We start from the raw sequence: 21,755 nt of genomic DNA, 5'->3' as shown, positions 1-21,755 counted from the left end.
GGCTGATCATTCTGAGAGGTGTCATGCATAGCGTTGCGCTGGTGGTGTACCCGCAATTCCAGTCCCTTAGCCTGTCGGTCGGGTCCGTGCTGACCTGCGCCAACCTGATGCAGGGCGAGGCGGCGTACTCCTTTCATCTGGTGTCGGAAAGCGGCGGGGCGGTGATGTCGTCCGAAGGCTTTTCGGTCAACACCACGCCTTTGCAGGCTGACGGCTACGACACGATCATCGTCAGCGGCTACATGGACCTGCAATTGCCAACCCCCAGCCTGCTTGAATTCGTGCGCACCGCGTCGGCTCAATCGCGGCGGGTGGCGTCGCTGTGCACGGGAGGGTTCGTGCTGGCCGAGGCCGGTCTGCTCGACGGCAAACGCGCCACCATGCATTGGATTCACGCCCCCGAGTTTCGCAAGCGCTACCCGAACGTTCGCGTCGAGGACGACAAACTGTTTACCGTGGACGGCCAAATCTGGACCGGTGCGGGCATGAGCGCCGGCCTTGATCTCGCACTGGCGATGGTCGAGAACGACCTTGGCGCCGACATCGCCCGGCAGGTCGCGCGCAAGCTGGTGATCTACCAACGTCGCGGCAGCGAGCATTCCCAGTTGTCGACGCTGCTGGAACTGGACCCCAAGTCCGACCGCGTGCAGCTGGCGCTGGCCTACGCCCGTGAGAACCTCAAAAGTGATCTCTCCATTGATGCACTTGCCGCCATCGCCCGCTTGAGTCCTCGCCAGTTCAGTCGAGTGTTCCGCGAGGAGACCGGCCAGACCCCGGCGAAAGCCATTGAATGCCTGCGGGTGGAAGTGGCACGGGCGATGATGGAAACCAGTCGGCACCCCATCGAAGTGGTCGCCCGGGAGACCGGGTTCGGCGATCGGGAAAGGATGCGCCAGGCGTTTCTGCGCAACTTCGGCGAACCACCCCAGGCGATCCAGCGGGCGTTCACGGCCACCGACAAAGCCGGCTGATAGCCCGTTTGTTTGGCGCTAGGCATTCATCGCGGGGCGGAGTAGCGTAGCGGCAGCCCCACCTTTCCTGCCCGCTCATGAATGGACGTCACCATGGCCCTACGCTGGATTCACGCGCCTCTGTTGTTGCTTGCCCTCAGTGGCGCCGCGGCGGCCGCCGATTGCCCGCCGCTGCTGCAGGGCGACCTGCCCAAGCTGCGGGCGAAACAGGATATCGACCTGTGCAAACAGTTCGCCGGCAAGCCGATGCTGGTGGTCAATACCGCGAGCTTCTGTGGCTTCGCGCCGCAGTTCAAAGGCCTGGAAGCGCTCAATCAGCGCTTCAAGGGTGAGGGGCTTGAAGTCCTTGGGGTGCCCTCGGACGACTTTCTGCAGGAATCCAAAGACGCTGCCGAGACCGCCAAGGTCTGCTACGTGAACTACGGCGTCACGTTCACCATGACCGAACCGCAGCCGGTGCGTGGCGCCGACGCCATCAACCTGTTCAAGGTTCTCGCCAAGCAAAGCGGCGCGCCAAGCTGGAATTTCTATAAATACGTGGTCGACCGCAAAGGCAACGTGGTTGCCGGCTTCTCCAGCAAAACCGCGCCTGATGATCCCGAGCTGATTTCGGCCATCGAGAAGGCCATCGCCTCCAAACCGTAAAAGCGGCCTGACACCAAACAGGCCGGCCACAACGAAAAACCCCGCAGCCATTGCTGGCTCCGGGGTTTTTTGTAGGGCGGACAGGTGATTTCCCTGTCCCGCCAACTGCATCAGAAGCGGTAGGTCATGCCTACGCCGAAACCGTTGGCGCTGTTGTCGTACTTGGCGTTGTAGCTTTGACCCAGAGCGTTCGAGTCGGCAACCTTGACCTTCTCTTCCTGCAGGTAGGAGTAGGCCACATCGATGGTGATGTCGTCGGTCGGGCTGTAACCGGCGCCCAGACTGAAGATCGTGCGATCGCCTGTCGGGATGCGCGGCGAGCGGTTCTCGTTGTTGGTCGGCGACTGGTCGAACGACAGACCGGTACGCAACACCCACTGCTTGTTCAACTGATACGACGTACCCACGGCGTAGGCCCAGGTGTCGTGCCAGTTCTGCTCTTCGCTGATAGTGCCAACCAGGCTTGGCGCAGCGACGCCACCCGCGCGCGTGACGCCCGAATTCTTCACGGTGATGTCTTCCAGACGGCTCCAGCGTGTCCAGGTGGCCCCCGCGTAGAGCTTCCAGGCATCGTTCATCTTCTGCGTGACCGAGAAGTCCACGGTTTCAGGCGTGTCAATGTTCAGCTTGGCGTCATATCGACCCGCGCCCAATACTTGGGCAGGCACGCCTGCGCCCGGGGTTACTTCAGTGTGGCCTTCGAGGTTGTAGGTCACTTTGGAGTGGTAGGTCAGGCCGACGCTGGTGGTATCAGTGGCTTGCACCAGGATACCGGCGTTGAAACCGTAACCGACGTCATCACCCTTGACCTGCACGCGGCCGTCACCGGTGCGGGCACCCAGCAGCGGGCTGACATTGAGTGCCGATTCCAGCGCGCCGGAAATACGGTTGATGGTCGGACCGAAACCGATCGACACCTTGTCGTTGAATGCGTAGCTGACGGTCGGCTGGAAGGTCACGACCTTGACGATGCTCTTGCTGCCGAAGTTGCGACCCTGGAAGTTGTCTTCATAGTCGGTGACCAGGCCGAATGGCGCGTAGACACCGAAGCCGAACGCCCAGTGCTCGTCGACCGGGTTCACGTAGAAGCCCATCGGCACGGCGATGAAAGGGACCATGTCGCCTTTGTTGGAGCCGGTGCTGCGGCCGCTGGTGTCGGTGATGTCAGTCGAGGCATCGATTGCGGCGACCCCCACGGTCGCCTGTGCGCGCTTGAGACGCGACATGCCGGCCGGGTTGCCGTACACGATGCTGGCGTCATCGACGGACGAGGTACGGCCCGCAAAACCGGTCCCCATGCCGCTGATGCTTTGTTCGTTCAGGGCAAAGCCGGAGGCGAAAATCTGGGTGGAGGCAAGAGTGATGGCGAGACTGAGGCTGGATTTGATCATTGTTTTTTTCATTGTTAGAACTCCTGTTGATCACCGCGCGGAAATTACCAATATTTCTGTCCTTGCGCTATAGCCTGGATCAGCCGATTTAGAGCGGTTCTTGTAGGACAATCCTGAAAGTTCGCAGCTTTTTCAATCAATACCAATCGGTCACGAAATGGCCGTTGAGGGCTGAAACAAGGGGCTGACCCATGTTTGCCAGGCCGAGGTGAAATCCTGCAGTTGGCCGCCGGGCTGAAATATCTCGCGCCACATTTGCGCCATGGCCAACGAATCATCTGCATCAGGCAGCGAAATATGGCTCGCTTCGACCATCAACCAGGCGATCGCGGTCGAATAACGCAGGTTGACCGTCAGTTCCAGATCGGGGCGAGTGAGGAACGCGTGCTGACTCGCCAGGCCCCGAACCAGGCTGGCAAGGTCCGGATCGCGGGCGAGGTATTCGTCCCAGAGCTGGCGGTGCTGAGTGTCCGCAATGCTGTAAAGCCCATGGCCGCGCGGGTTATCCAGCTCTGCGCCTAGCGCGGACTGGCTGGCGGCGACCCCCAGCAGCAAGGATTCAGCGGCCCGATTGGCTCGGCCCAGGTAGAGAAGCGTCGGGCGGATGACGTAGCGACACAGTTCACTGGCGGCGATTCCCATAACACCCTCGGGGAGTTGATGAGTCGGCGGGCCTTGGCGCTTGGCAGCATTGATGGAGTAGGCCCACCGGCAGCGACCTGCGCCGCTGACTTGAAGTGTAGTGTGATATTTACGGTGTAAAGGTCTGTTTTACGGTCAGTTCCCATGCAGTCTGAAAATGGTGACTGGCATTCATTACCGCATCTGTCGCCTTTTCTGTAAGTAAAACAGATACAAAAAAGCCCCACCGTTATCGGGTGAGGCCTTGTCGATGCAGCGATATTTACCGACGGACGGTATCAGCCAACGGTATCAAGCAACCAGGGCCTGACGCGTACGGTCGATGACAGCCTGCAGCGGAGCATCGGTGGAGTATTGATCCGGGTACAAACGCTCGCTATGGCGGGCGATGCCGTGCTCGTTGACGATGGTGAAGCTGAAGCAGCCCTTGCGTGTTGCCATGATCAGGCAGTTCATCGGGGCAAAAGCGTTGGTCAGTGTACGAATAGCGTTTTGAGTCTGGATATGAGTAGTCATGTTATGGGTGTTTCCTGAATCGACACGCAATAAGAGGCGTGCAAAATAAAAACGTTCCAGTAAACGCGGACCGATGCTCGAATGCGAGTCAGTGGCAGGGCGCAGAACCTGTCTGGAACAAAAAGCAGCCAGTTGAGCGCGTTTAAAATGTGGCGCGGGGCTGACTGGTAGGTACTTAGGAGGGCAGGCAACACAACGCGAGCTAAGGTTCGATGCTCGAGGTGAAGATCCTGATCAATTTGCAGGCTGGTTGATAAGAGCATGAATGGTCTGCACACCCCTCCGTTTCGACGGCAGGTCGTGTGAGTTCATGTCTGGAAACCATCGAGGTGATCGATCCCTGTTTTCAATCCGTTCGCTCAGTTGGCGAAACTGGATTGGGGGATTTGTTCGATCAGAATTGACTTTCAGCTTGGTACTAACGGCGGCGATGCTAATGGAGTTACAGGCACAACGCAAGCGCTGATTTGCAATATGTCAGCTAAGCGACATAACGCGGGACGGAAAGACTACAGCATATGGAGCGGGAAGGGTGGCCCCGTGCCTTATTCCCGCGAATTTTGAGCGGATGCCATGGCTGCGAAAACCCGCTTATGCGTAGACGAAATCCACTTGTGCACATTGCGAAAGGTATCTGTCATGTCACTGTCACGTCGTCCGCTAACCGCTTGATTTAATGCAACGAATTATTAAGTCAATGAAAACCATCGTTTTTTTTCGCTGGTGAAAAAATCGTCAGTTTGAACGCAGGCCCCATTCTACGTGCCTTTGCGAGAGCTTAAGGGGTGTTGTCCACTGAGTTATCCACAGGTTCTGTGGATTGTCCCAAGCGCTGGCTCTACGACGCTGCTTCTGAAGCATCCGCTCGTATTTTTGTCTTGGCCTTGCACTGTTTTATCTGGATCGGACGTCGAGCTCGGTTCTGCGCATAATGCTGCCTGCCTGAATGTCGGAGTCTGGAGTTTATGGTGTTTGAGTTAACCAGCCTGTTGCTGGGATTGACGGTGGCGGCGGTGCCTTTGCTGGGGCTGGCGTGGCAGTTGCAGCGGCGCCTGGCGCAACGGGAGGCGGACGCCGCGTTGCTCGACGAGAGGTTGAGTAACGCGCAGATGGCGCAGGATGGGCTCAATGCTCAGTTGGATGCCAGCCGCGACGAGATCAGTGATCTCGCCCAAGCCAATGCAGTGAAGCAGGCAGACCTCGCAGCACTGCGCCGGGAAGTGGAGTTGCTGCGCCAGCAGCATGAAGGCGCGCGCGAGGCCCAGGAAGACTGGGGCCGCGAACGGACCGCCAGAGAGGCCGAGCTGCGCCGACTCGACGCCCAGTGCGCATCCCTTGGCGCCGAGCTGCGCGAACAACAGGACAGTCACCAGCAGCGCCTCACCGATCTGCAGGGTTCCCGCGACGAGCTGCGTGCGCAGTTCGCAGAACTGGCCGGCAAGATTTTCGATGAGCGCGAACAGCGCTTCGCCGAGACCAGTCAGCAGCAGCTGGGGCAGTTGCTCAATCCGCTCAAGGAACGCATCCAGTCGTTTGAAAAGCGCGTCGAAGAAAGTTACCAGAACGAAGCCCGCGAACGTTTCTCTTTGAGCAAGGAGCTGGAGCGCTTGCAGCAGCTCAACCTGCGCCTGAGCGATGAGGCAAACAACCTGACCCGTGCGCTGAAGGGCCAGAAGACCCAAGGCAACTGGGGCGAACTGATTCTGGAGCGGGTGCTCGAACATGCCGGTCTTGAAAAGGGCCGCGAGTATCAGACCCAGGTCAGCCTGAAGGGGCCCGACGGCGAGCGCTTCCAGCCTGACGTGTTGATCATGCTGCCTGGCGACAAGCAGGTCGTTGTCGACGCCAAGGTCAGTCTGACGGCCTATCAGCAGTACGTGTCGGCCGACGATGAGGTGATTTCCCAGGCGGCGCTGAAGCAGCATGTGCTGTCCCTGCGCAATCACGTCAAAGGCCTGTCCGGCAAAGACTACAAACGCCTTGAAGGGCTGCACAGCCTCGATTTCGTTTTGCTGTTCGTGCCGATCGAAGCAGCGTTCTCTGCGGCGTTGCAGGCCGAGCCCAACATGTTCCAAGAGGCCTTTGATCGCAACATCGTGATCGTCAGCCCGACCACGTTGCTGGCGACGCTGCGGGTCATCGACAGTCTGTGGAAACAGGAGCGGCAGAGCCAGAATGCCCGGGAGATCGCCGAGCGGGCAGGGTGGCTCTATGACAAGTTCGTGCTGTTCATCCAGGACCTGGACGAGGTCGGCAACCGTCTTCAGCAGCTGGACAAGGCTTACGGCGCCGCGCGCAACAAGCTCGTCGAGGGGCGCGGCAATCTGGTCAGCCGCAGCGAACAGCTCAAGCTGCTCGGCGCGCGGGCCAGCAAGAGCCTGCCTGCGGATCTTCTGGAGCGGGCCATGACCGACCCGGATGGACTGGCGCAGTTGCCGGAGTGATCTGGAACTGTTTTTTTCATAACGCTGTGCTGGCACAAGGGTGTGTAAGTTAGAACAAAGTACGTGCTGATCGTATACAGATTTTATCTCTTCCCTATGCCTGGTTCCTGCCTGGCGAAAATGCACCGACATTGATCACGGTGCACTGCCAGCAGGCGCGGGGTGCGCCACCCTTGCTGTTCAAGATCACAACTGCAAGCGTCCCCGATTGCCGGTAACCCGCAGTTTTGGCGCCTTGCCAGACGTAAGAGCAGGCAATGGCACGCATTCTGCCTCTCATTTCGTATACAACCCACACTAGCTCCCGTACGCAGTGTGCGCACGTGTGATGTCGGGAGCCGGTTCGTCCTTTAAGGGAGAAATGCGATGACCGAGCCATTGCCCAAGGGCTACAGCCCCCGCTTATACAACGAGGATCTGGGTCCCGTGCCGCAGAAGTGGACCTGGTACAACATTTTCGCGTTCTGGATGAGCGATGTGCACAGCGTGGGCGGCTATGTCTTCGCCGCCAGTCTGTTCGCCCTCGGGCTGGCGAGCTGGCAGGTGCTGATCGCGCTGCTGGTGGGCATTTGCATCATCCAAGTCATCGCCAACCTGTTGGCCAGGCCCAGTCAGCAGGCAGCCGTGCCGTATCCGGTGATCTGTCGTCTGGCCTTCGGTGTGTTCGGAGCGAATATTCCGGCGGTGATTCGTGGCCTGATCGCGGTGGCGTGGTACGGGGTGCAAACGTATCTGGCTTCAAGCGCGCTGATCATCGTCGTGCTGCGCTTCTTCCCACACATGTCGGTCTACGCAGAGCCGCACTTTGCCGGCTTGTCCTACCTCGGGTGGATGGGCTTCCTGGCGCTCTGGGTAGTTCAGGCAGCAGTGTTCTGGACCGGCATGGATTCGATCCGCCGGTTCATCGATTGGGCCGGCCCCGTGGTCTACGCCGTGATGTTTATTTTGGCGGGCTGGATTGTCTGGAAGGCGGGCTGGGCCAACATCAGCTTCACCCTCTCCGAGAAATCCCTGACCGGCTGGGAAGCGTTCTCCCAAGTGATCATGGCCACGGCCCTGGTGGTGTCCTACTTCTCGGGGCCTACGCTGAATTTTGGCGATTTCAGTCGCTACTGCCGGAGCATGTCTGAAGTGCGTCGCGGCAACTTCTGGGGCCTGCCGATCAACTTTCTGGCGTTCTCGCTGGTCACCGTCGTGATTGTTTCGGGGACACTGCCGGTGTTCGGCGAGATGCTCCATGACCCGATCGCCACCGTGGCCCGCATCGACAACGACGTTGCTGTACTGCTCGGCGCGTTTGCCTTTGTGACCGCGACGATCGGCATCAATATTGTCGCCAACTTCGTGTCACCGGCGTTCGACTTCGCCAACGTCGCCCCCAGCAAGATCAGCTGGCGTGCAGGCGGGATGATTGCGGCAGTGGCGTCGATCTTCATTACGCCCTGGAACCTGTTTAACAACCCCGCCGTCATCCATTACACGCTGGACGTGCTGGCGGCATTCATCGGGCCGCTGTTCGGTATCTTGCTGGTGGACTATTACGTGATCAAGAAGCAGCAGATCGACGTCGATGCGCTGTTCAATGATGGCCCGACCGGGCGCTACTGGTACACAGGCGGGGTGAACTACACGGCGGTCAAGGCCTTGATCCTCGCGACCGTGGCGGGCATTGCGATCACCTTCGTCCCGGCGTTGCAGCCGATGGCCAACTTTGCATGGTTTACAGGATGTTTCCTGGGCGGCGGGTTGTTCTATCTGCTCGCCAGACATCGCCAGGCCCATGAATGCGTGGTGTTGACGCCAGGCGTGGCGGGTTGACGGGCCTGCCGTTTGTCGCGTGAAGTCTTCGAATGGGCGATTTGCAGTGTCACAACGTCATGTAAGGCAAAAAATTCCTGCCGCGACACTCGGTAGCAGGCGTAAAGTGCGCCTTAGCACTATGATCTGCGCTAAGCAGTTCAGACATTGGCTGCCGAGTATTTCCCTGAAGGGGGCGTTATATGAACAGCAAATTGCAAGAATGGCTTCACGATGTAGGCGTCGCGCTCGGGTTGATTGAAAAGCCAAAGCTGCAGCCCATTCCCGTGCGCAGCAATGATGATGAGCGTCGTCGTCCACGGCGCTAATTGCTTTCGCCAGCCGCGTTAAAAGCGGCGCTATCGCCCGATAGCCCGCTCCGTTCCCTCCGACCGTTCGGTCAAACAACCAGCTCGCCTCCCTGTCTCTTCTAAATCGATCCCATTTGCCACTCAGTGATGAGCTCGGCGTTTTTTCTCGTCTAGAATCAGCTCGACAAGCCCCTGCAGCGTCAGTTGGCCATTAGGTGAATGTGCTGACATGCCTGCAATATCGGCTTTGATCTGGTTGGGGAGGGCGATGCCGAAGTCGCTTTGCAGAATTGAGAAGAACTCTCTGAAGTCTTCTTCATCCAGCTCAAGCGCACTTAGCATCACGTCGTCTTCTTCCTGAATGAGGGTCTTGTCGACCAGGATCTTCCCGATTGTGTCGATCACATGCTGTCTGACTTCGCTCCGCTTCATGGCAGGCCTCTGCTTTGATTCAAGTGGTAATCACCCCAACATCAAAATACAGAGGGTTGTGGCAGGAATCCCTAAAAGCAACCACCCTGAAGAACCCGCGCTGCATTGCACAACGCCGACGGTCTCGGATTAAGGCTAGCCCAAGTTCGCGGCAGGGGAATGACAGGTGTGTGGAGATTTTTTGTAACGGCGCGCAATGGAGGAACGGCGCGCCCGATGCAGCGCACACATTGTGGGACCGGCTTTAGCCGGGAAAGCGTCAGTGGTCACGCCGCGAAAATTGAGGACAATCGGACGGGCCTTTTCCCGGCTGAAGCCGCTCCTGCTAAAAGCAAAGCGTGCAGTCCCGCTGTCAGCGGTGCGCCACACCCGGCAGCACGCAGAGCATTTCATACAGCAGGTTCGCGCCCAGCAGCGAGGTGTTGCCGGTGGTGTCATAGGGCGGCGAGACCTCAACAAGGTCACAGCCAATCAGGTCCAGCCCCTGGCACCCACGAATGATCTCGATCGCCTGAATCGTCGTCAGCCCGCCGATTTCCGGTGTGCCAGTGCCCGGTGCCCAAGCCGGGTCGATGCCGTCGATGTCGAAACTGAGGTACACCGGACCGCCGCCTACCTTCTCGCGCACCTCAGCCATCAGCGGCGCCAGCGACTTGTGCCAGCATTCCTCGGCCTGGACCACCCGGAACCCCTGCTTGCGGCTCCAGTTGAAGTCTTCAGCGGTATAGCCTTGAGCGCGCAAACCGATCTGAACCACGCGATCGCAGTCCAGCAGACCTTCCTCCACCGCCCGGCGAAAGGTAGTGCCGTGGGCGATCTTCTCGCCAAACATGTGATCGTTGACGTCTGCATGGGCGTCGATGTGCACCAGCCCGACCTTGCCGTGTTTCTTCTTCATGGCGCGCAGGATCGGCAACGTGATGGTGTGATCGCCGCCGAGGGTCAGGGGGATGATGCCGTGCTCGAGAAAACCGTCGTAGGCCTCTTCGATGATGCGTACCGCATCCAGCAGGTTGAAGGTGTTGATCGCCACATCACCGATGTCCGCCACGGACAGCGAATCAAAAGGCGCGGCACCGGTGGCCATGTTGTAGGGACGAATCATCACCGATTCAGCGCGGATTTCCCGCGGGCCGAAACGGGTGCCGGCGCGCAGGGACGTGCCGATGTCCAGGGGCACGCCGACAAAGGCCGCATCCAGACCGGCCGCTGTTTGCAGGTGCGGCAGACGCATCATGGTGGCGATGCCGGCGAAGCGCGGCATTTCGTTGCCGCCCAGTGGTTGATGGAAAATCTTGTCCACGGGAATGCCTCATCGGTGGTAATCAAAGGGGGCGGAAGCGGTCTTCCGACATGGCCCCGATTCTGTTGACCGGGCCCGCCGTGAACAATCGGCCAGGCGAAATACTTAGTTCAGATTTTCCTGAAGTATCGGGTAAGCTGCGCGCAAAACCCACCCTGGAACGACCATGCCCAGCGCGCTCCCTGACCTCAAATTGCTGCGCATCTTCGCCTGTGTGGTGCGCCATCAGGGCTTCGCCAGTGCCCAGCAAGAACTCAATCTGTCGACCTCGGCGATCAGCACCTACATGAGCCAGCTGGAAGCGGCGTTGGGCATCGTGCTCTGTCATCGCGGGCGCGGCGGGTTCAGCCTGACCAGCAAGGGCGAGCTGTTTCATCAGGAAACCCTGCGCCTGCTCGGCGAGCTGGAAGGCTTCGAACTTTACGCCGCGGCGCTCAAGGGTGAACTGCGTGGCACGCTTAATCTCGGGGTGCTGGACTCGACGGTCAGTGACCGGGCATTGCCCTTCGCGGAAGTCATCGGCGCCTACAGTGCCGAGCATCCGGCCGTGCATTTGCACCTGGCGGTGATGAGTCCTTATGAATTGCAGTTGGGCGTGCTGGACAACCGGCTGGACCTGGCGATCGGCTCGTTTTCCACACGCATGAACGGCCTGCTCTACCAGCCGCTGTACCGCGAACAGCACTGGCTGTACTGCAGCAATCGCCACCCGCTGTATGCCGAGCGGCGCATTCCGGAACCGGTCATTACTCAGCAGCGCATGGTCGGGCGCGGCTACTGGAGCCAGGCCGAGCTGGCTCGCCACGGCTTCAAGCATAGCGCCGCGACCGTCGAGAGTATGGAAGCGCAGCTGATTCTGGTGCTGTCCGGCGCCTACATCGGTTATTTGCCTGAACATTACGCGCAGTCGTGGGTGGATTCCGGGCACTTGCGCGTCTTGCTGCCGGCGACCTTTGGCTATCAGGCGCCGTTCTCGATGATCCTGCGTCGCGGGCGCAGCCGTGAGCCGCTGATTCAGACCTTCCGCGACCTGCTCAAAGCGCAGCTCAATCCACTGTAGGAAACGACGATGTCCCGTGCCCGCTGCGAACGCTGCCTGCGTCCGACCGATCATTGCCTGTGTGCGCTGATTCCCGCGTTGGGCAGCCGCACGCGCGTGTTGATCCTGCAGCATCCCAGCGAGGTCAATCACGCGCTCAACACGGCGCGCCTGGCAGCACTTGGCCTGACGAATGCGGAATCGCAGGTGGGGGAGGTGTTCGAGGATCTGCGGCAATGGCTGAGCCGGCCCGGTTACCAAGCGTGTTTACTGTTTCCGGGGGAGGAGGCTGTTTCGCTGAAGGCTAACCGTGTCGACGATGCACCCGTGCTGCTCGTCGTACCCGATGGCACCTGGCGCAAGGCGCGCAAGCTGCTGCACCTTAATCCGCTGCTGGCGGCGCTGCCCAGAGTGGTGTTGACCGACGCGCCAGCGTCACGCTACCGATTGCGCAAAGCACCGGGCCCCGAGGCGTTGTCGACACTCGAGGCCATCGTCCATGCGCTGCACACGCTGGAGCCGGAGACGTCGTTCAATGGCTTGTTGCGTCCGTTCGATGCGCTGATCGACGGACAGATCGCAGCAATGGGCGAGGAGACCTTTCGCCGCAATCATGCGTAAAGGCGGGGTTGAATCAGCCGTTGAGCGAGGAGGGCATGCCTGGCTGATACGCGCTGGCGGCCTGCATGCGACGGATATAAACCTCGGTTTCACGAGCAGCGTCTTCCTTGCTCGTGAACGGACCTTCGAGGGTGTTTTCCCGGGTGCTGAAGAAATACAGGCCATTGACGCGGGAAACGCGGTCGCTGCGAAATCGCACGGTGGGTGCTGGATCTTGTTCACGCTTGCTCAACATGGCCTTCTCCGGGCTCTGGGTCATTACGCTGGGCAAATGAACGGCAGTGATGCCCCCTAAATGGCTGCCGCCAAGTTGCTGCCGCTAAGTTACAGGGTTTGAAGGCGACGTTTCACAAGCGTTCAATGAATTTGCACAACGGCACCGCATCGTCGCGCCAGATTTCCGGCGACGGCCTTATTGCGCCCTTGCGCTTCAGCGTTTGCCCAGCGCCTCGGCGTCGCGAATCCACTGTTGACGCTGCTCTTCGGTAGAGGTGCGTACCGGCGAGAACTCCGTCAGCCGTGTGGTCTTGATCCCACAGAACTCAAGGATCGTTCTAACCATCTGCCGGTGGGCAGGGGCCTTGAAGACCCAGCGAAAATAACGCGACGGCGTGTCCATTGTCACCAGCAATTCTGCTGTTCGGCCCTTCAGCAGCTCATTGGAGGGGTGATGCCTGCCATGGGCCTTGAAGGCAAAACCGGGCATGAACACCCGGTCGAAGAATCCACCGAGCAGGCTCGGCAAACCGCCCCACCAGACCGGATAAACGAACACCAGATGCTGGGCCCAGTGCACCTCGCGCTGGGCTTCAAGCAGATCGTGTTCCAGGGTCTGGGCGGATTCGTAGCCACCGCGCAGCACCGGGTCGAAATCCATCTCGTCAAGTTTGAGCACCCGCACCACATGACCTTTGCTCCGCGCGCCCTGGGCATAAGCCTCGCCCAACGCGTGGCCGAGGCTGATGCTTTTCGGCGTGCCGATGATCATCAGTATGCGTTTGCCGTAGCCTTCCAGTGGCGTGGCGCCGCTGATGGGTTCAGCCATTGCTGCCGGCCTCGAGCATTTTTTCCGGGCGCACCCAGGCGTCGAACTCGGCGTCGGTGAGGAAACCCAGTTGCAGCGCCGCTTCACGCAGGGTAAGGCCTTCGCTGTAGGCTTTCTTGGCGATTTGCGCCGATTTGTCGTAGCCGATGTGCGGGTTCAGCGCGGTCACCAGCATCAGGCCGCGTTCCAGATGCTCGGCCATCTTGGCGGCATCCGGTTCCATGCCGGCAATGCAGTGCTCGTTGAAGTTGCGGCAGCCATCCCCCAGCAAGCGGATCGATTGCAGCAGGTTATGGATGATCACCGGCTTGAACACGTTCAGTTGCAGGTGGCCCTGACTGGCGGCGAAGGTGATCGTGGTGTCGTTGCCCATGACCTGACAGGCCAGCATCGACAGCGCCTCGCACTGGGTCGGGTTGACCTTGCCCGGCATGATCGAGCTGCCTGGCTCGTTGGCTGGCAGCCTGACTTCAGCCAGGCCGGCGCGGGGGCCGGAACCCAGCAGGCGCAGGTCGTTGGCGATCTTCATCAGGGTGACGGCGAGGGTTTTCAGCGCGCCGGATAACGCGGTCAGCGGCTCATGCCCGGCCAGCGCGGCAAATTTGTTCGGCGCGGTGACGAAGGGCAGGCCGGACAGCGCAGCCAGTTCGGCGGCCACCGCTTCGGCGAAACCATGGGGCGAGTTCAGGCCAGTGCCGACGGCGGTGCCGCCCTGGGCCAGCTCGCACACGGCCGGCAACGCGGCGCGAATGCTTTTTTCGGCGTAGTCCAACTGAGCGACGTAAGCCGAGAGCTCCTGGCCGAAGGTGATCGGCGTGGCGTCCATCATATGCGTACGGCCGGTTTTCACCAGCTTCATGTGCCGCGAAGACTGCTCGGACAAACCGCTGGACAGTTCGGCGATCGCCGGCAGCAGCTGTTCTTTCACCGCTCGCACGGCCGCGATGTGCATGGCGGTGGGGAAGCAGTCGTTGGAGCTTTGCGAGCGATTGACGTGATCGTTGGGGTGAACCGGTGACTTGCCGCCGCGAACGCCACCCGCCAGTTCGTTGGCACGGCCGGCAATGACTTCGTTGACGTTCATGTTGCTTTGCGTGCCGCTGCCGGTCTGCCAGACCACCAGAGGAAACTGGTCGTCGAGCTGGCCCTGCAGCACTTCGTCGGCGGACTGCTCGATCAGGTTGGCGATGTCGGTGGGCAGGTCGCCGTTGCGGTTGTTGACCCGGGCGGCGGCTTTTTTGATCAGCGCCAGCGCGTGCAATACCGGCAACGGCATACGTTCCTGGCCGATGGCGAAATTGATCAGAGAGCGCTGCGTCTGCGCCCCCCAGTAAGCGTCTTCGGGGACTTCGATCGGACCTATGCTGTCGGTTTCGGTACGGCTCACTGGACTCTCTCCTTAAGATCGATTTGCGCAGTTTAGTAACCGGGGAGCCGGTGGGGTTCCCGGTGGCTGCTGTGCGGTCGGAACAGGTGCGGACAGTGTGCGACAAAAGCCCCGGACGGGTCGCCCTAAACCTTCGTGCGCGCGAGTGCGTCAGGTCCGCGGGATAACCGCTCGTAGGGTCAGGGGTTGAGGGAAATGCGCAAAGGGGCGCAGAATGGCCGGCCTTGGGGTTCTGCCTCGCCTGCTAGATAAGGAAACTCGATGACCCGTCTTCGTGCCATTTGTGCTGCGGTTGCTCTGGTATGTGCCAGCGGCCAGGTTCTTGCCGATACCGCCAGCCATGAAGCCAGTGCTGTAGCGTTCCTCAAACTGGCTCACGCCGATCAACTGGGTGCGCCGGTTTACATGCAAGTCCAGCAGATGTTCGCTCAGCGCTTCGCTGAAACCAAAGCACCTGCGTCCAAGCAAGCCACCCTCGAAACCTATCAGGGCAAGGCCAATGCCGCGCTGGATCAGGTGATCAGCTGGCCAAAACTGCAGCCTGACATGGTCAAGCTGTACACCTCCAACTTCACCGAAAGCGAGCTGAAAGATCTGGTTGCCTTCTACCAGTCTCCACTGGGCCAGAAAGTCCAGGCCAAGATGCCGCAGATCAGCCAGCAGTCATTCCAGCTGACCCAGAGCAAACTGGAAAGCGCGGTGCCTGTGGTCAACAAACTGCTCGCCGACATGACCAAGGAACTGACCCCGGCTGGCGCCAAGCCTGCTGCACCGGCCGCTCCTGCGAAGAAGCCATAAGCGAAGCCTGACATGAGCATGCAACAGCGAATCGAATCCGCGTTGACGGTCTTTCAGCCCGAGTACCTTCAGGTGCTCAATGAAAGCCACATGCACAGTCGCGGCACGGACACTCACTACAAAGCGGTGGTGGTCAGCGAGCAGTTCGCTGGCCTCAACGCGGTCAAGCGTCACCAGAAGGTCTATGGCCTGCTCGGTGGCCTGATGGGTGAGTTCCACGCGCTGGCGCTGCACACCTACACTCCGGAAGAATGGGCGAAGCTCGGCGCCGCGCCGTCTTCCCCGACCTGTGCGGGTGGGCACGACTGACGCACGCCGCCCCGGAGAAGGTGTTCAGCCTTCTTCGGGCGGCAAGCGACTGTTACGCCGGCAGGGGACCATAGGCCCGGTAGGCTTCAATCAGCGTGTCGAAAACCGAAATGTCTGACGTGCTTCTTGCGATCAGTTGCGCACCCGCGACGGCCGAGAAAATGGCGCGCGCGCGGAGGTCGCTGTCGGCTTCCTCGCAGTATTTCGCCGAGACGAGCAGTCGGCTCAACCATTCAACGTTCACCTGAGCGAAAGCCTGCATCTCCTTGACCATCGCGGGGGGAAGATTATCGGCTTCAGCCCCCACAAAACTTCCCAGGCACAGCCGGTTGTCGGCCTCCAGCGAGCGACGAAAAATTTCGGGGAATCGGCGCAATGCTTCCACCGGATCCGGCGTCTGCTCGCTGAGCGTTTCCAATGCGGCCGCACCGTCCTGCCAGTATCGTTTGGCGACAGCAATGCCCAGATCGGCCTTGCTCGGAAAGTGGTAGTAGATACTGGCTGCCTTGATGCCAACCTCATGGGCCAGATCGCGAAAATTCAGGCCGTTGTAACCCTGTGACTGGGCAATGTTTCGGGCAGCCAGGAGTATGGCCTCGCGGGCGTTGATGCTCATTGTCGTGCCTTTCATGGGTCGGACGAGTTGCAGTGGAGCCGGCCATCTTAAAGCAAAAGCTCCAGCCCTCGTCCTCTCAGATCATGACGTGCCCATCCAGTCGGATCACTCGGCAGGCGAATCCAGTTCCGGTATGCCACTGCTGCGATCGGCGTAGGCGGCCTGGAAAGCCGGACGTTTCTGCCAGCGCTGCCAGTAGCTGTCCAAGTGCTCGAAGCGCTCGTCCAGCGGAGTGGCGTTTACCGGGAACTTGGAAAAGGCGATGGCGGTGGCCAGCGTGATATCGGCGAACGTCGGTTCGGCGCCGTCCAGCAGCCATTCGCGACCGTCGGCCAGATGACGATTCACCAAAGCCGCGTGCATCAGTGCCTCTTTGCGGCAGTGCTCACCCCATGCCTCATTCTTTGTCAGCTCCAGCTTGAAGCCCAGCCCGGTGTGCAAGACGTGAAAAGCCGTGACGATCCGGTAAAGGATATGCACCCAGATGCGGTTATCCCACATGTTGTCCAGGCCCTGCTCCAGCGCGGTTTCGCCCATGATCTTGCGGCCGGGATAAGACTGGTCGAGAAAACGGGCAATGGCCGGTGTTTCGGAAATAAAGCTGCCATCCGCCAACTGCAGCGTAGGGGTTTCTCCCCACGGGTTCATGTTGAGGTGACGCCAGCCACGCTGCTCGCCACCCGGCGACATGTCATAGATGGTTTCATCGAACTGATCGGCGATGCCCTTTTCGTGAATAAACAAGCGCAGTCGTTGGGGATTGGGGAACGCCGAAGGAGAGGTGAATAGCTGCAGTCTGGTCGTCATGGCGCTGTCCTGTAATGGAAGATTTAGCACCTAACGGTTGTTAGGTAGGCCAACCTTAGGCTTGAATGCCGCCTTGGTCAATGGGCTACCTAACATTCGTTAGGTAAGGGCGCATCCTGGATTTGCAGCGCCTTCATGTCAGGTCGGCAGCCAGCTTCGAGGCCTGCGCCAGCGCTGCGTTGAAATTCGTCTCCGCCGTCGTCGCATCCGCGAGGGTGGCTTCCGACACCACCGCATCGATGGCCGGTACGCCCACCATCCGGGCCCAGGTTTTCAGGTACGCGACCTGATGATCGTAGTCCTCTGTGGGGAAGTCCTCCCCAAGCGCTACTCCACGGGTCGCGAACACCACCACTTTCTTGCCCTTGAGCAGACCGCGCATGCCCTGAGCGTCGAAATCGAACAACACGCCCCGCTGCGACACGGCGTCGATCAGATGCTTGAGGCGGTAAGGAATACCGAAATTCCACATCGGCACGCTGAAAACGATGACGTCGGCGCGATGGAAACGCTCGCCCAATGTGTGGATCTGCTCCCACACCGCCTGTTGCTCGGCGTTCATCTGCACGCCTTGCAGATCGGCGTACTTGGCCTCCAGAGCAGCACCATCGAAGGGCAGCAGATCGGTCGTCCAGACGTCCAGGACATCCACCGTGGCTTCGGCGTGCCGCGAGGTCAGGGTCTCGAGAAAGCGCGCAGCGAGTTTGAGAGAGGCAGAGCGATCGCCGCGGGGAGAGCTGGCAAGGTGGAGAATATGCATGGGATTCGTTCCTGTGGGGGCGGAGAAGCGATGTCATTTAGTCCGTGAAGCTCAGGCCGATGTTCCCGGCAGGTGAACGGGGTGATGGGCCGATTGATCAACCCTCCTGCCTGCCCACGTACGATTCTTGATAGAATCCGCGGCGCGTTGCCCGGTCGGCACGCGTTCATCTGAATCATTCACCCGGTAGGCCCTTTGCGAGGGTCACCACCTGGAGACGCCACATGACCCAACCCGCACCCATCGTCGTCGCGGCGCTGTACAAATTCGTCACCCTTTCCGATTACGTCGCACTGCGCGAGCCACTGCTGCAGGCGATGGTCGACAACGGCATCAAAGGCACCTTGCTGATCGCTGAAGAAGGCATCAACGGCACGGTCTCCGGCAGCCGCGAGGGCATCGACGGCTTAATGGCCTGGTTGAAGAAAGACCCGCGCATGGTCGATATCGATCACAAGGAATCGTACTGCGACGACCAGCCGTTCTACCGCACCAAGGTCAAACTCAAGAAAGAGATCGTGACCCTCGGCGTCCCGGGCGTTGACCCGAACAAGGCCGTCGGCACCTATGTCGATCCCAAGGACTGGAACGCGCTGATGGCCGACCCTGAAGTGCTGCTCATCGACACGCGCAACGATTACGAAGTGTCGATCGGCACCTTCGAAGGCGCGATCGATCCCAAGACCACTTCATTCCGTGAATTTCCCGATTACATCAAGGCGAATTTCGATCCGGCCAGGCACAAGAAGGTCGCGATGTTCTGCACCGGCGGCATTCGCTGTGAGAAGGCCTCCAGCTACATGCTCGGTGAAGGGTTCGAAGAGGTCTATCACCTCAAGGGCGGCATTCTCAAATACCTGGAAGAAGTGCCCCAGGAAGAAACCCGCTGGCAGGGCGACTGCTTCGTGTTCGACAATCGCGTCACCGTGCGTCACGACCTGACCGAAGGCGACTACGATCAATGCCATGCGTGCCGCACGCCGATCAGCGCAGAAGACCGTGCCAGCGAGCATTATTCGCCGGGCGTCAGCTGCCCGCATTGCTGGGATTCGCTGAGCGAGAAAACCCGCCGCAGCGCCATCGACCGGCAAAAGCAGATCGAACTGGCGAAGGCGCGCAATCAGCCGCACCCGATCGGACGCAATTACCGTGCGCTTGACGGCCAAGCGACTGAAACCCAAGACAACGAGGCCTGAGCCATGTCCACCCGCCTGCTGTATGTGATGGACCCGATGTGTTCGTGGTGCTGGGGGTTTTCTCCCGTCGCCGAAGCATTGGTCGAGCAGGCGGCAGCGGCGGGGGTGCCGTTGCATCTGGTGGTGGGCGGATTGCGCACCGGCAGTGGCGCTGCCCTGGAACCGACGACCAAACGCTACATCCTCGAACACTGGCAAGCGGTGCACGAGGCCACGGGCCAGGCGTTCCGTTTTGACGGCGCCTTGCCCGACGGCTTCGTCTACGACACCGCGCCGGCCTGCCGTGCCATCGTTGCGGCGCGCAGCCTGGCGCCGGATGTCGCCTGGCGGCTGGTCAACGAAATCCAGCAGGCTTTCTATCTTCATGGCCGCGACGTGACCCACGGCTCGGTGCTGGCCGAGCTGGCGGAAAAAGCCGGCCTGCCGCGCATCGAGTTCGCCGAAGCCTTCGACAGCGTCGAACAGCACACCGCGACCGCGTCGGATTTCTCCTGGGTTCAGGACTTGGGCATTGCCGGCTTTCCGACGTTGCTCGCCGAGCGCAATGGCCAACTGGCGCTGCTGACCAACGGCTATCAACCCCTCGATGTCCTCGGGCCCTTGCTGGGTCGTTGGCTGGAGCGCAACGCCAGTGCCTGACGTCCCCGACCTGCAACATCGCAGTAGCGCCGCATCGGCACCTGAACGTCCGCCGGGTGATCGCCTGAACTGGGCGCAGATCCGCCGCCTTGCCCTGCAGCACAAAAAGGCACTGTGGGTGGCCAATGGCGTCGCTGTCCTGGCGGTCCTCTGCTCGGTGCCGATCCCGCTGCTCCTGCCCTTGCTGGTCGATGAAGTGCTGCTGGGCAAAGGCAATTCGGCGCTGATCTTCATGAATCAGTTCCTGCCCGACAGCCTGCACAAGCCGGTCGGCTACATTGGCCTGATGCTGGTGGCGACACTCTGCCTGCGACTGGGCGCGCTGGTGTTCAACGTGATTCAGGCGCGGTTGTTCGCCGGGCTGGCCAAGGACATCGTCTACCGCATCCGCACGCGCCTGATCGAGCGGCTCAAGCGCATCTCGCTGAGCGAATACGAAAGCCTGGGCAGCGGCACTGTCACCGCGCATCTGGTGACGGATCTGGACACCGTGGACAAATTCGTCGGCGAGACGCTGAGCAAGTTCCTCGTGGCGATGCTCACGCTCATGGGCACCGCTGCGATCCTGATGTGGATGCACTGGCAACTGGCGCTGCTGATCTTGCTGTTCAATCCGCTGGTGGTGTTCGCCACGGTGAAGCTCGGCAAGCGCGTCAAACACCTCAAAAAACTGGAAAACGACAGCACCTCGCGCTTCACCCAGGCGCTCACCGAAACCCTCGACGCCATTCAGGAGATCCGCGCCAGCAACCGTCAGGGCTATTTCCTCGGGTTGCTCGGCCTGCGCGCCCGGGAAGTGCGCGATTACGCGGTGTCGTCCCAGTGGAAAAGCGATGCGTCGGGCCGGGCTAGCGGCTTGCTGTTTCAATTCGGTATCGACATCTTCCGCGCTGCCGCCATGCTCACGGTGCTGTTCTCCGACCTGTCCATCGGCCACATGCTCGCGGTGTTCAGCTACCTGTGGTTCATGATCGGGCCGGTCGAACAACTGCTGAATCTGCAGTACGCCTATTACGCGGCCGGCGGCGCCCTGACCCGTATCAATGAACTGCTGGCCCGCGCGGACGAGCCTCAGTACCCGGGGCAGACCAATCCGTTCGTGGGTCGGCAGACGGTGAGCATCGACGTGCGCGGTTTGAGCTTTGGCTACAACGACGAGCGGGTCCTCGATCAGTTGGACCTCTCGATCGATCCCGGCGAAAAAGTCGCGATCGTGGGGGCCAGCGGCGGCGGCAAAAGCACGCTCGTCCAGTTGCTGCTTGGCCTGTACACCGCCCGATCCGGGGTCATTCGTTTCGGGGGTTCAAGCTTGCAGGAGATTGGCCTGGACACCGTTCGCGAGAACGTCGCCGTGGTGTTGCAGCACCCGGCGCTGTTCAACGACACCGTCCGCGCCAACCTTCTTATGGGCCGCGAGCAGGATGACAACGCCTGCTGGCAGGCGCTTGAAATCGCTCAGATGGATGCGACGATCCGCGCGCTACCCCTGGGGCTGGACAGCGTGGTCGGGCGTTCGGGGGTGCGACTGTCCGGCGGGCAGCGCCAGAGGCTGGCCATCGCGCGCATGGTGTTGGCGGACCCCAAGGTGGTGATTCTCGACGAGGCCACTTCTGCGCTGGATGCCGCCACCGAGTACAACCTGCACCAGGCCCTCAACCGTTTCCTCAGTGGCCGCACGACGCTGATCATCGCCCACCGACTGTCAGCGGTGAAACAGGCCGATCGCGTGTTGGTGTTCGATGGCGGGCGCATCGCCGAAGACGGGGATCATCAGCAACTGATTGCAGATGGCGGGCTCTACGCCAGGCTCTACGGGCACCTGCAACAGGTGTGATAAGACCGGACGAGTTTCGGGGCGGGACGCAATAGCGTATTGCCACTGGATCACGTCAATTCTTGGGCTATGCTTGCCCAGGCGCTTACCGAAAATGTGAAAAGCGTCATATTTACGTCTTCGCATCCAATTGGCTGGTTACGTCTTGTAAAAGATGTGAGAGATTGTCTGCTGCGTCGTGGAAATTAGCGAAGTCCCTCAGGCTCCAGGAAGGTTGCCTGGCGTGGGGGGACCGAGAATCTGGCAGTGCTG

At 60.4% G+C, this 21,755-nt stretch carries 23 protein-coding genes; 12 read left to right on the top strand and 11 right to left on the bottom strand.

Features of this window, described 5'->3' with window-relative positions; genetic code table 11:
• Positions 1 to 23: 23 nt before the first annotated feature.
• Both QWI20_RS17335 and QWI20_RS17330 read left to right on the top strand, forming a co-directional pair.
• Entirely contained in the window at positions 24 to 971 is a 948-nt protein-coding gene (locus QWI20_RS17335; protein WP_369306490.1) for a GlxA family transcriptional regulator, read from the top strand.
• A gap of 93 nt (positions 972 to 1,064) precedes the next feature.
• Complete coding sequence (locus tag QWI20_RS17330) at positions 1,065 to 1,616, top strand: glutathione peroxidase (protein ID WP_369306489.1); 552 nt, start codon at positions 1,065 to 1,067, stop codon at positions 1,614 to 1,616.
• 110 nt (positions 1,617 to 1,726) lie between these two features.
• On the opposite strand, the gene QWI20_RS17325 is transcribed toward QWI20_RS17330, so the two are convergent.
• The 3 genes from QWI20_RS17325 to QWI20_RS17315 all read right to left on the bottom strand — a co-directional run bounded on the left by QWI20_RS17325 (position 1,727) and on the right by QWI20_RS17315 (position 4,165).
• Positions 1,727 to 3,019, bottom strand: coding sequence for an OmpP1/FadL family transporter (locus QWI20_RS17325; protein ID WP_369306488.1), 1,293 nt, complete (start codon positions 3,017 to 3,019; stop codon positions 1,727 to 1,729).
• 138 nt (positions 3,020 to 3,157) lie between these two features.
• Positions 3,158 to 3,649 carry a hypothetical protein gene (locus QWI20_RS17320; protein WP_369306487.1) on the bottom strand — a complete coding sequence of 164 codons (492 nt, stop codon included), beginning with the start codon at positions 3,647 to 3,649 and terminating at the stop codon, positions 3,158 to 3,160.
• A gap of 291 nt (positions 3,650 to 3,940) precedes the next feature.
• Positions 3,941 to 4,165: a hypothetical protein gene (locus QWI20_RS17315; protein ID WP_122535677.1), complete on the bottom strand. Its 225-nt coding sequence runs from the start codon at positions 4,163 to 4,165 to the stop codon at positions 3,941 to 3,943.
• Positions 4,166 to 5,244: 1,079 nt separating this feature from the next.
• On the opposite strand from QWI20_RS17315, the gene rmuC reads away from it, so the two are divergent.
• From rmuC to QWI20_RS17300, 3 genes are all read left to right on the top strand, one after another.
• Positions 5,245 to 6,609 carry a DNA recombination protein RmuC gene (gene rmuC / locus QWI20_RS17310; RefSeq protein WP_192172952.1) on the top strand — a complete coding sequence of 455 codons (1,365 nt, stop codon included), beginning with the start codon at positions 5,245 to 5,247 and terminating at the stop codon, positions 6,607 to 6,609.
• A 366-nt stretch (positions 6,610 to 6,975) separates the two neighbouring features.
• A complete protein-coding gene (locus tag QWI20_RS17305; protein WP_369306486.1) occupies positions 6,976 to 8,427 on the top strand; it encodes an NCS1 family nucleobase:cation symporter-1 in 1,452 nt (483 codons plus the stop codon).
• A gap of 182 nt (positions 8,428 to 8,609) precedes the next feature.
• Positions 8,610 to 8,735 (top strand): PA1414 family protein, encoded by a 126-nt coding sequence (locus tag QWI20_RS17300; RefSeq protein WP_122535674.1) that lies wholly within the window; start codon positions 8,610 to 8,612, stop codon positions 8,733 to 8,735.
• A 123-nt stretch (positions 8,736 to 8,858) separates the two neighbouring features.
• Here QWI20_RS17300 and QWI20_RS17295 read toward each other — a convergent pair whose 3' ends face one another.
• Together QWI20_RS17295 and speB are read right to left on the bottom strand one after the other, a co-directional pair.
• Positions 8,859 to 9,149: a hypothetical protein gene (locus QWI20_RS17295; protein ID WP_369306485.1), complete on the bottom strand. Its 291-nt coding sequence runs from the start codon at positions 9,147 to 9,149 to the stop codon at positions 8,859 to 8,861.
• A 352-nt stretch (positions 9,150 to 9,501) separates the two neighbouring features.
• On the bottom strand, positions 9,502 to 10,452 hold the full coding sequence (gene speB / locus QWI20_RS17290; protein WP_065992936.1) for an agmatinase: 951 nt from the start codon (positions 10,450 to 10,452) through the stop codon (positions 9,502 to 9,504).
• Between the two features lie 166 nt (positions 10,453 to 10,618).
• Between speB and QWI20_RS17285 the strand changes: the two genes are divergently transcribed.
• Positions 10,619 to 11,512, top strand: a complete 894-nt coding sequence (locus QWI20_RS17285; RefSeq protein WP_369306484.1) for a LysR family transcriptional regulator — start codon at positions 10,619 to 10,621, stop codon at positions 11,510 to 11,512.
• Between the two features lie 9 nt (positions 11,513 to 11,521).
• Complete coding sequence (locus QWI20_RS17280) at positions 11,522 to 12,112, top strand: tRNA-uridine aminocarboxypropyltransferase (RefSeq protein WP_369306483.1); 591 nt, start codon at positions 11,522 to 11,524, stop codon at positions 12,110 to 12,112.
• Between the two features lie 13 nt (positions 12,113 to 12,125).
• On the opposite strand, the gene QWI20_RS17275 is transcribed toward QWI20_RS17280, so the two are convergent.
• From QWI20_RS17275 to QWI20_RS17265, 3 genes are all read right to left on the bottom strand, one after another.
• Complete coding sequence (locus QWI20_RS17275; protein ID WP_369306482.1) at positions 12,126 to 12,347, bottom strand: DUF6316 family protein; 222 nt, start codon at positions 12,345 to 12,347, stop codon at positions 12,126 to 12,128.
• Positions 12,348 to 12,542: 195 nt separating this feature from the next.
• Positions 12,543 to 13,157, bottom strand: a complete 615-nt coding sequence (locus QWI20_RS17270; RefSeq protein ID WP_122535668.1) for an NAD(P)H-dependent oxidoreductase — start codon at positions 13,155 to 13,157, stop codon at positions 12,543 to 12,545.
• Entirely contained in the window at positions 13,150 to 14,544 is a 1,395-nt protein-coding gene (locus tag QWI20_RS17265; protein WP_369306481.1) for a class II fumarate hydratase, read from the bottom strand. Before QWI20_RS17265 ends, QWI20_RS17270 begins: the two co-directional genes overlap by 8 nt.
• A 261-nt stretch (positions 14,545 to 14,805) precedes the next feature.
• Between QWI20_RS17265 and QWI20_RS17260 the strand changes: the two genes are divergently transcribed.
• Both QWI20_RS17260 and QWI20_RS17255 read left to right on the top strand, forming a co-directional pair.
• Entirely contained in the window at positions 14,806 to 15,342 is a 537-nt protein-coding gene (locus QWI20_RS17260) for a DUF2059 domain-containing protein (protein WP_065992947.1), read from the top strand.
• A 12-nt stretch (positions 15,343 to 15,354) separates the two neighbouring features.
• Positions 15,355 to 15,651, top strand: coding sequence for a BolA family transcriptional regulator (locus QWI20_RS17255; RefSeq protein ID WP_065992949.1), 297 nt, complete (start codon positions 15,355 to 15,357; stop codon positions 15,649 to 15,651).
• Positions 15,652 to 15,703: 52 nt separating this feature from the next.
• Here QWI20_RS17255 and QWI20_RS17250 read toward each other — a convergent pair whose 3' ends face one another.
• The 3 genes from QWI20_RS17250 to QWI20_RS17240 form a co-directional block, all read right to left on the bottom strand.
• Positions 15,704 to 16,267: a TetR/AcrR family transcriptional regulator gene (locus QWI20_RS17250; RefSeq protein WP_369306480.1), complete on the bottom strand. Its 564-nt coding sequence runs from the start codon at positions 16,265 to 16,267 to the stop codon at positions 15,704 to 15,706.
• Between the two features lie 105 nt (positions 16,268 to 16,372).
• Positions 16,373 to 17,074, bottom strand: a complete 702-nt coding sequence (locus QWI20_RS17245) for a glutathione S-transferase family protein (protein WP_369306479.1) — start codon at positions 17,072 to 17,074, stop codon at positions 16,373 to 16,375.
• Between the two features lie 133 nt (positions 17,075 to 17,207).
• Positions 17,208 to 17,834, bottom strand: a complete 627-nt coding sequence (locus tag QWI20_RS17240; RefSeq protein WP_369306478.1) for an FMN-dependent NADH-azoreductase — start codon at positions 17,832 to 17,834, stop codon at positions 17,208 to 17,210.
• Between the two features lie 224 nt (positions 17,835 to 18,058).
• Between QWI20_RS17240 and QWI20_RS17235 the strand changes: the two genes are divergently transcribed.
• From QWI20_RS17235 to QWI20_RS17225, 3 genes are read left to right on the top strand one after another with little or no spacing between them, the layout of a single operon-like run.
• Positions 18,059 to 19,030: a rhodanese-related sulfurtransferase gene (locus QWI20_RS17235; RefSeq protein WP_369306477.1), complete on the top strand. Its 972-nt coding sequence runs from the start codon at positions 18,059 to 18,061 to the stop codon at positions 19,028 to 19,030.
• 36 nt (positions 19,031 to 19,066) lie between these two features.
• Complete coding sequence (locus tag QWI20_RS17230) at positions 19,067 to 19,669, top strand: DsbA family protein (RefSeq protein ID WP_369306554.1); 603 nt, start codon at positions 19,067 to 19,069, stop codon at positions 19,667 to 19,669.
• Positions 19,617 to 21,503 (top strand): ABC transporter ATP-binding protein, encoded by a 1,887-nt coding sequence (locus QWI20_RS17225; RefSeq protein ID WP_369306476.1) that lies wholly within the window; start codon positions 19,617 to 19,619, stop codon positions 21,501 to 21,503. The genes QWI20_RS17230 and QWI20_RS17225 overlap by 53 nt, the downstream gene beginning before the upstream one ends.
• The last annotated feature ends 252 nt before the right edge of the window (positions 21,504 to 21,755 follow it).

It is taken from the genome of Pseudomonas sp. W2-17, assembly GCF_041060445.1.
Classification (GTDB): domain Bacteria; phylum Pseudomonadota; class Gammaproteobacteria; order Pseudomonadales; family Pseudomonadaceae; genus Aquipseudomonas.
Note: the sequence above shows the minus strand (reverse complement) of the source record. Positions and strands in the feature narration are given on the sequence as shown.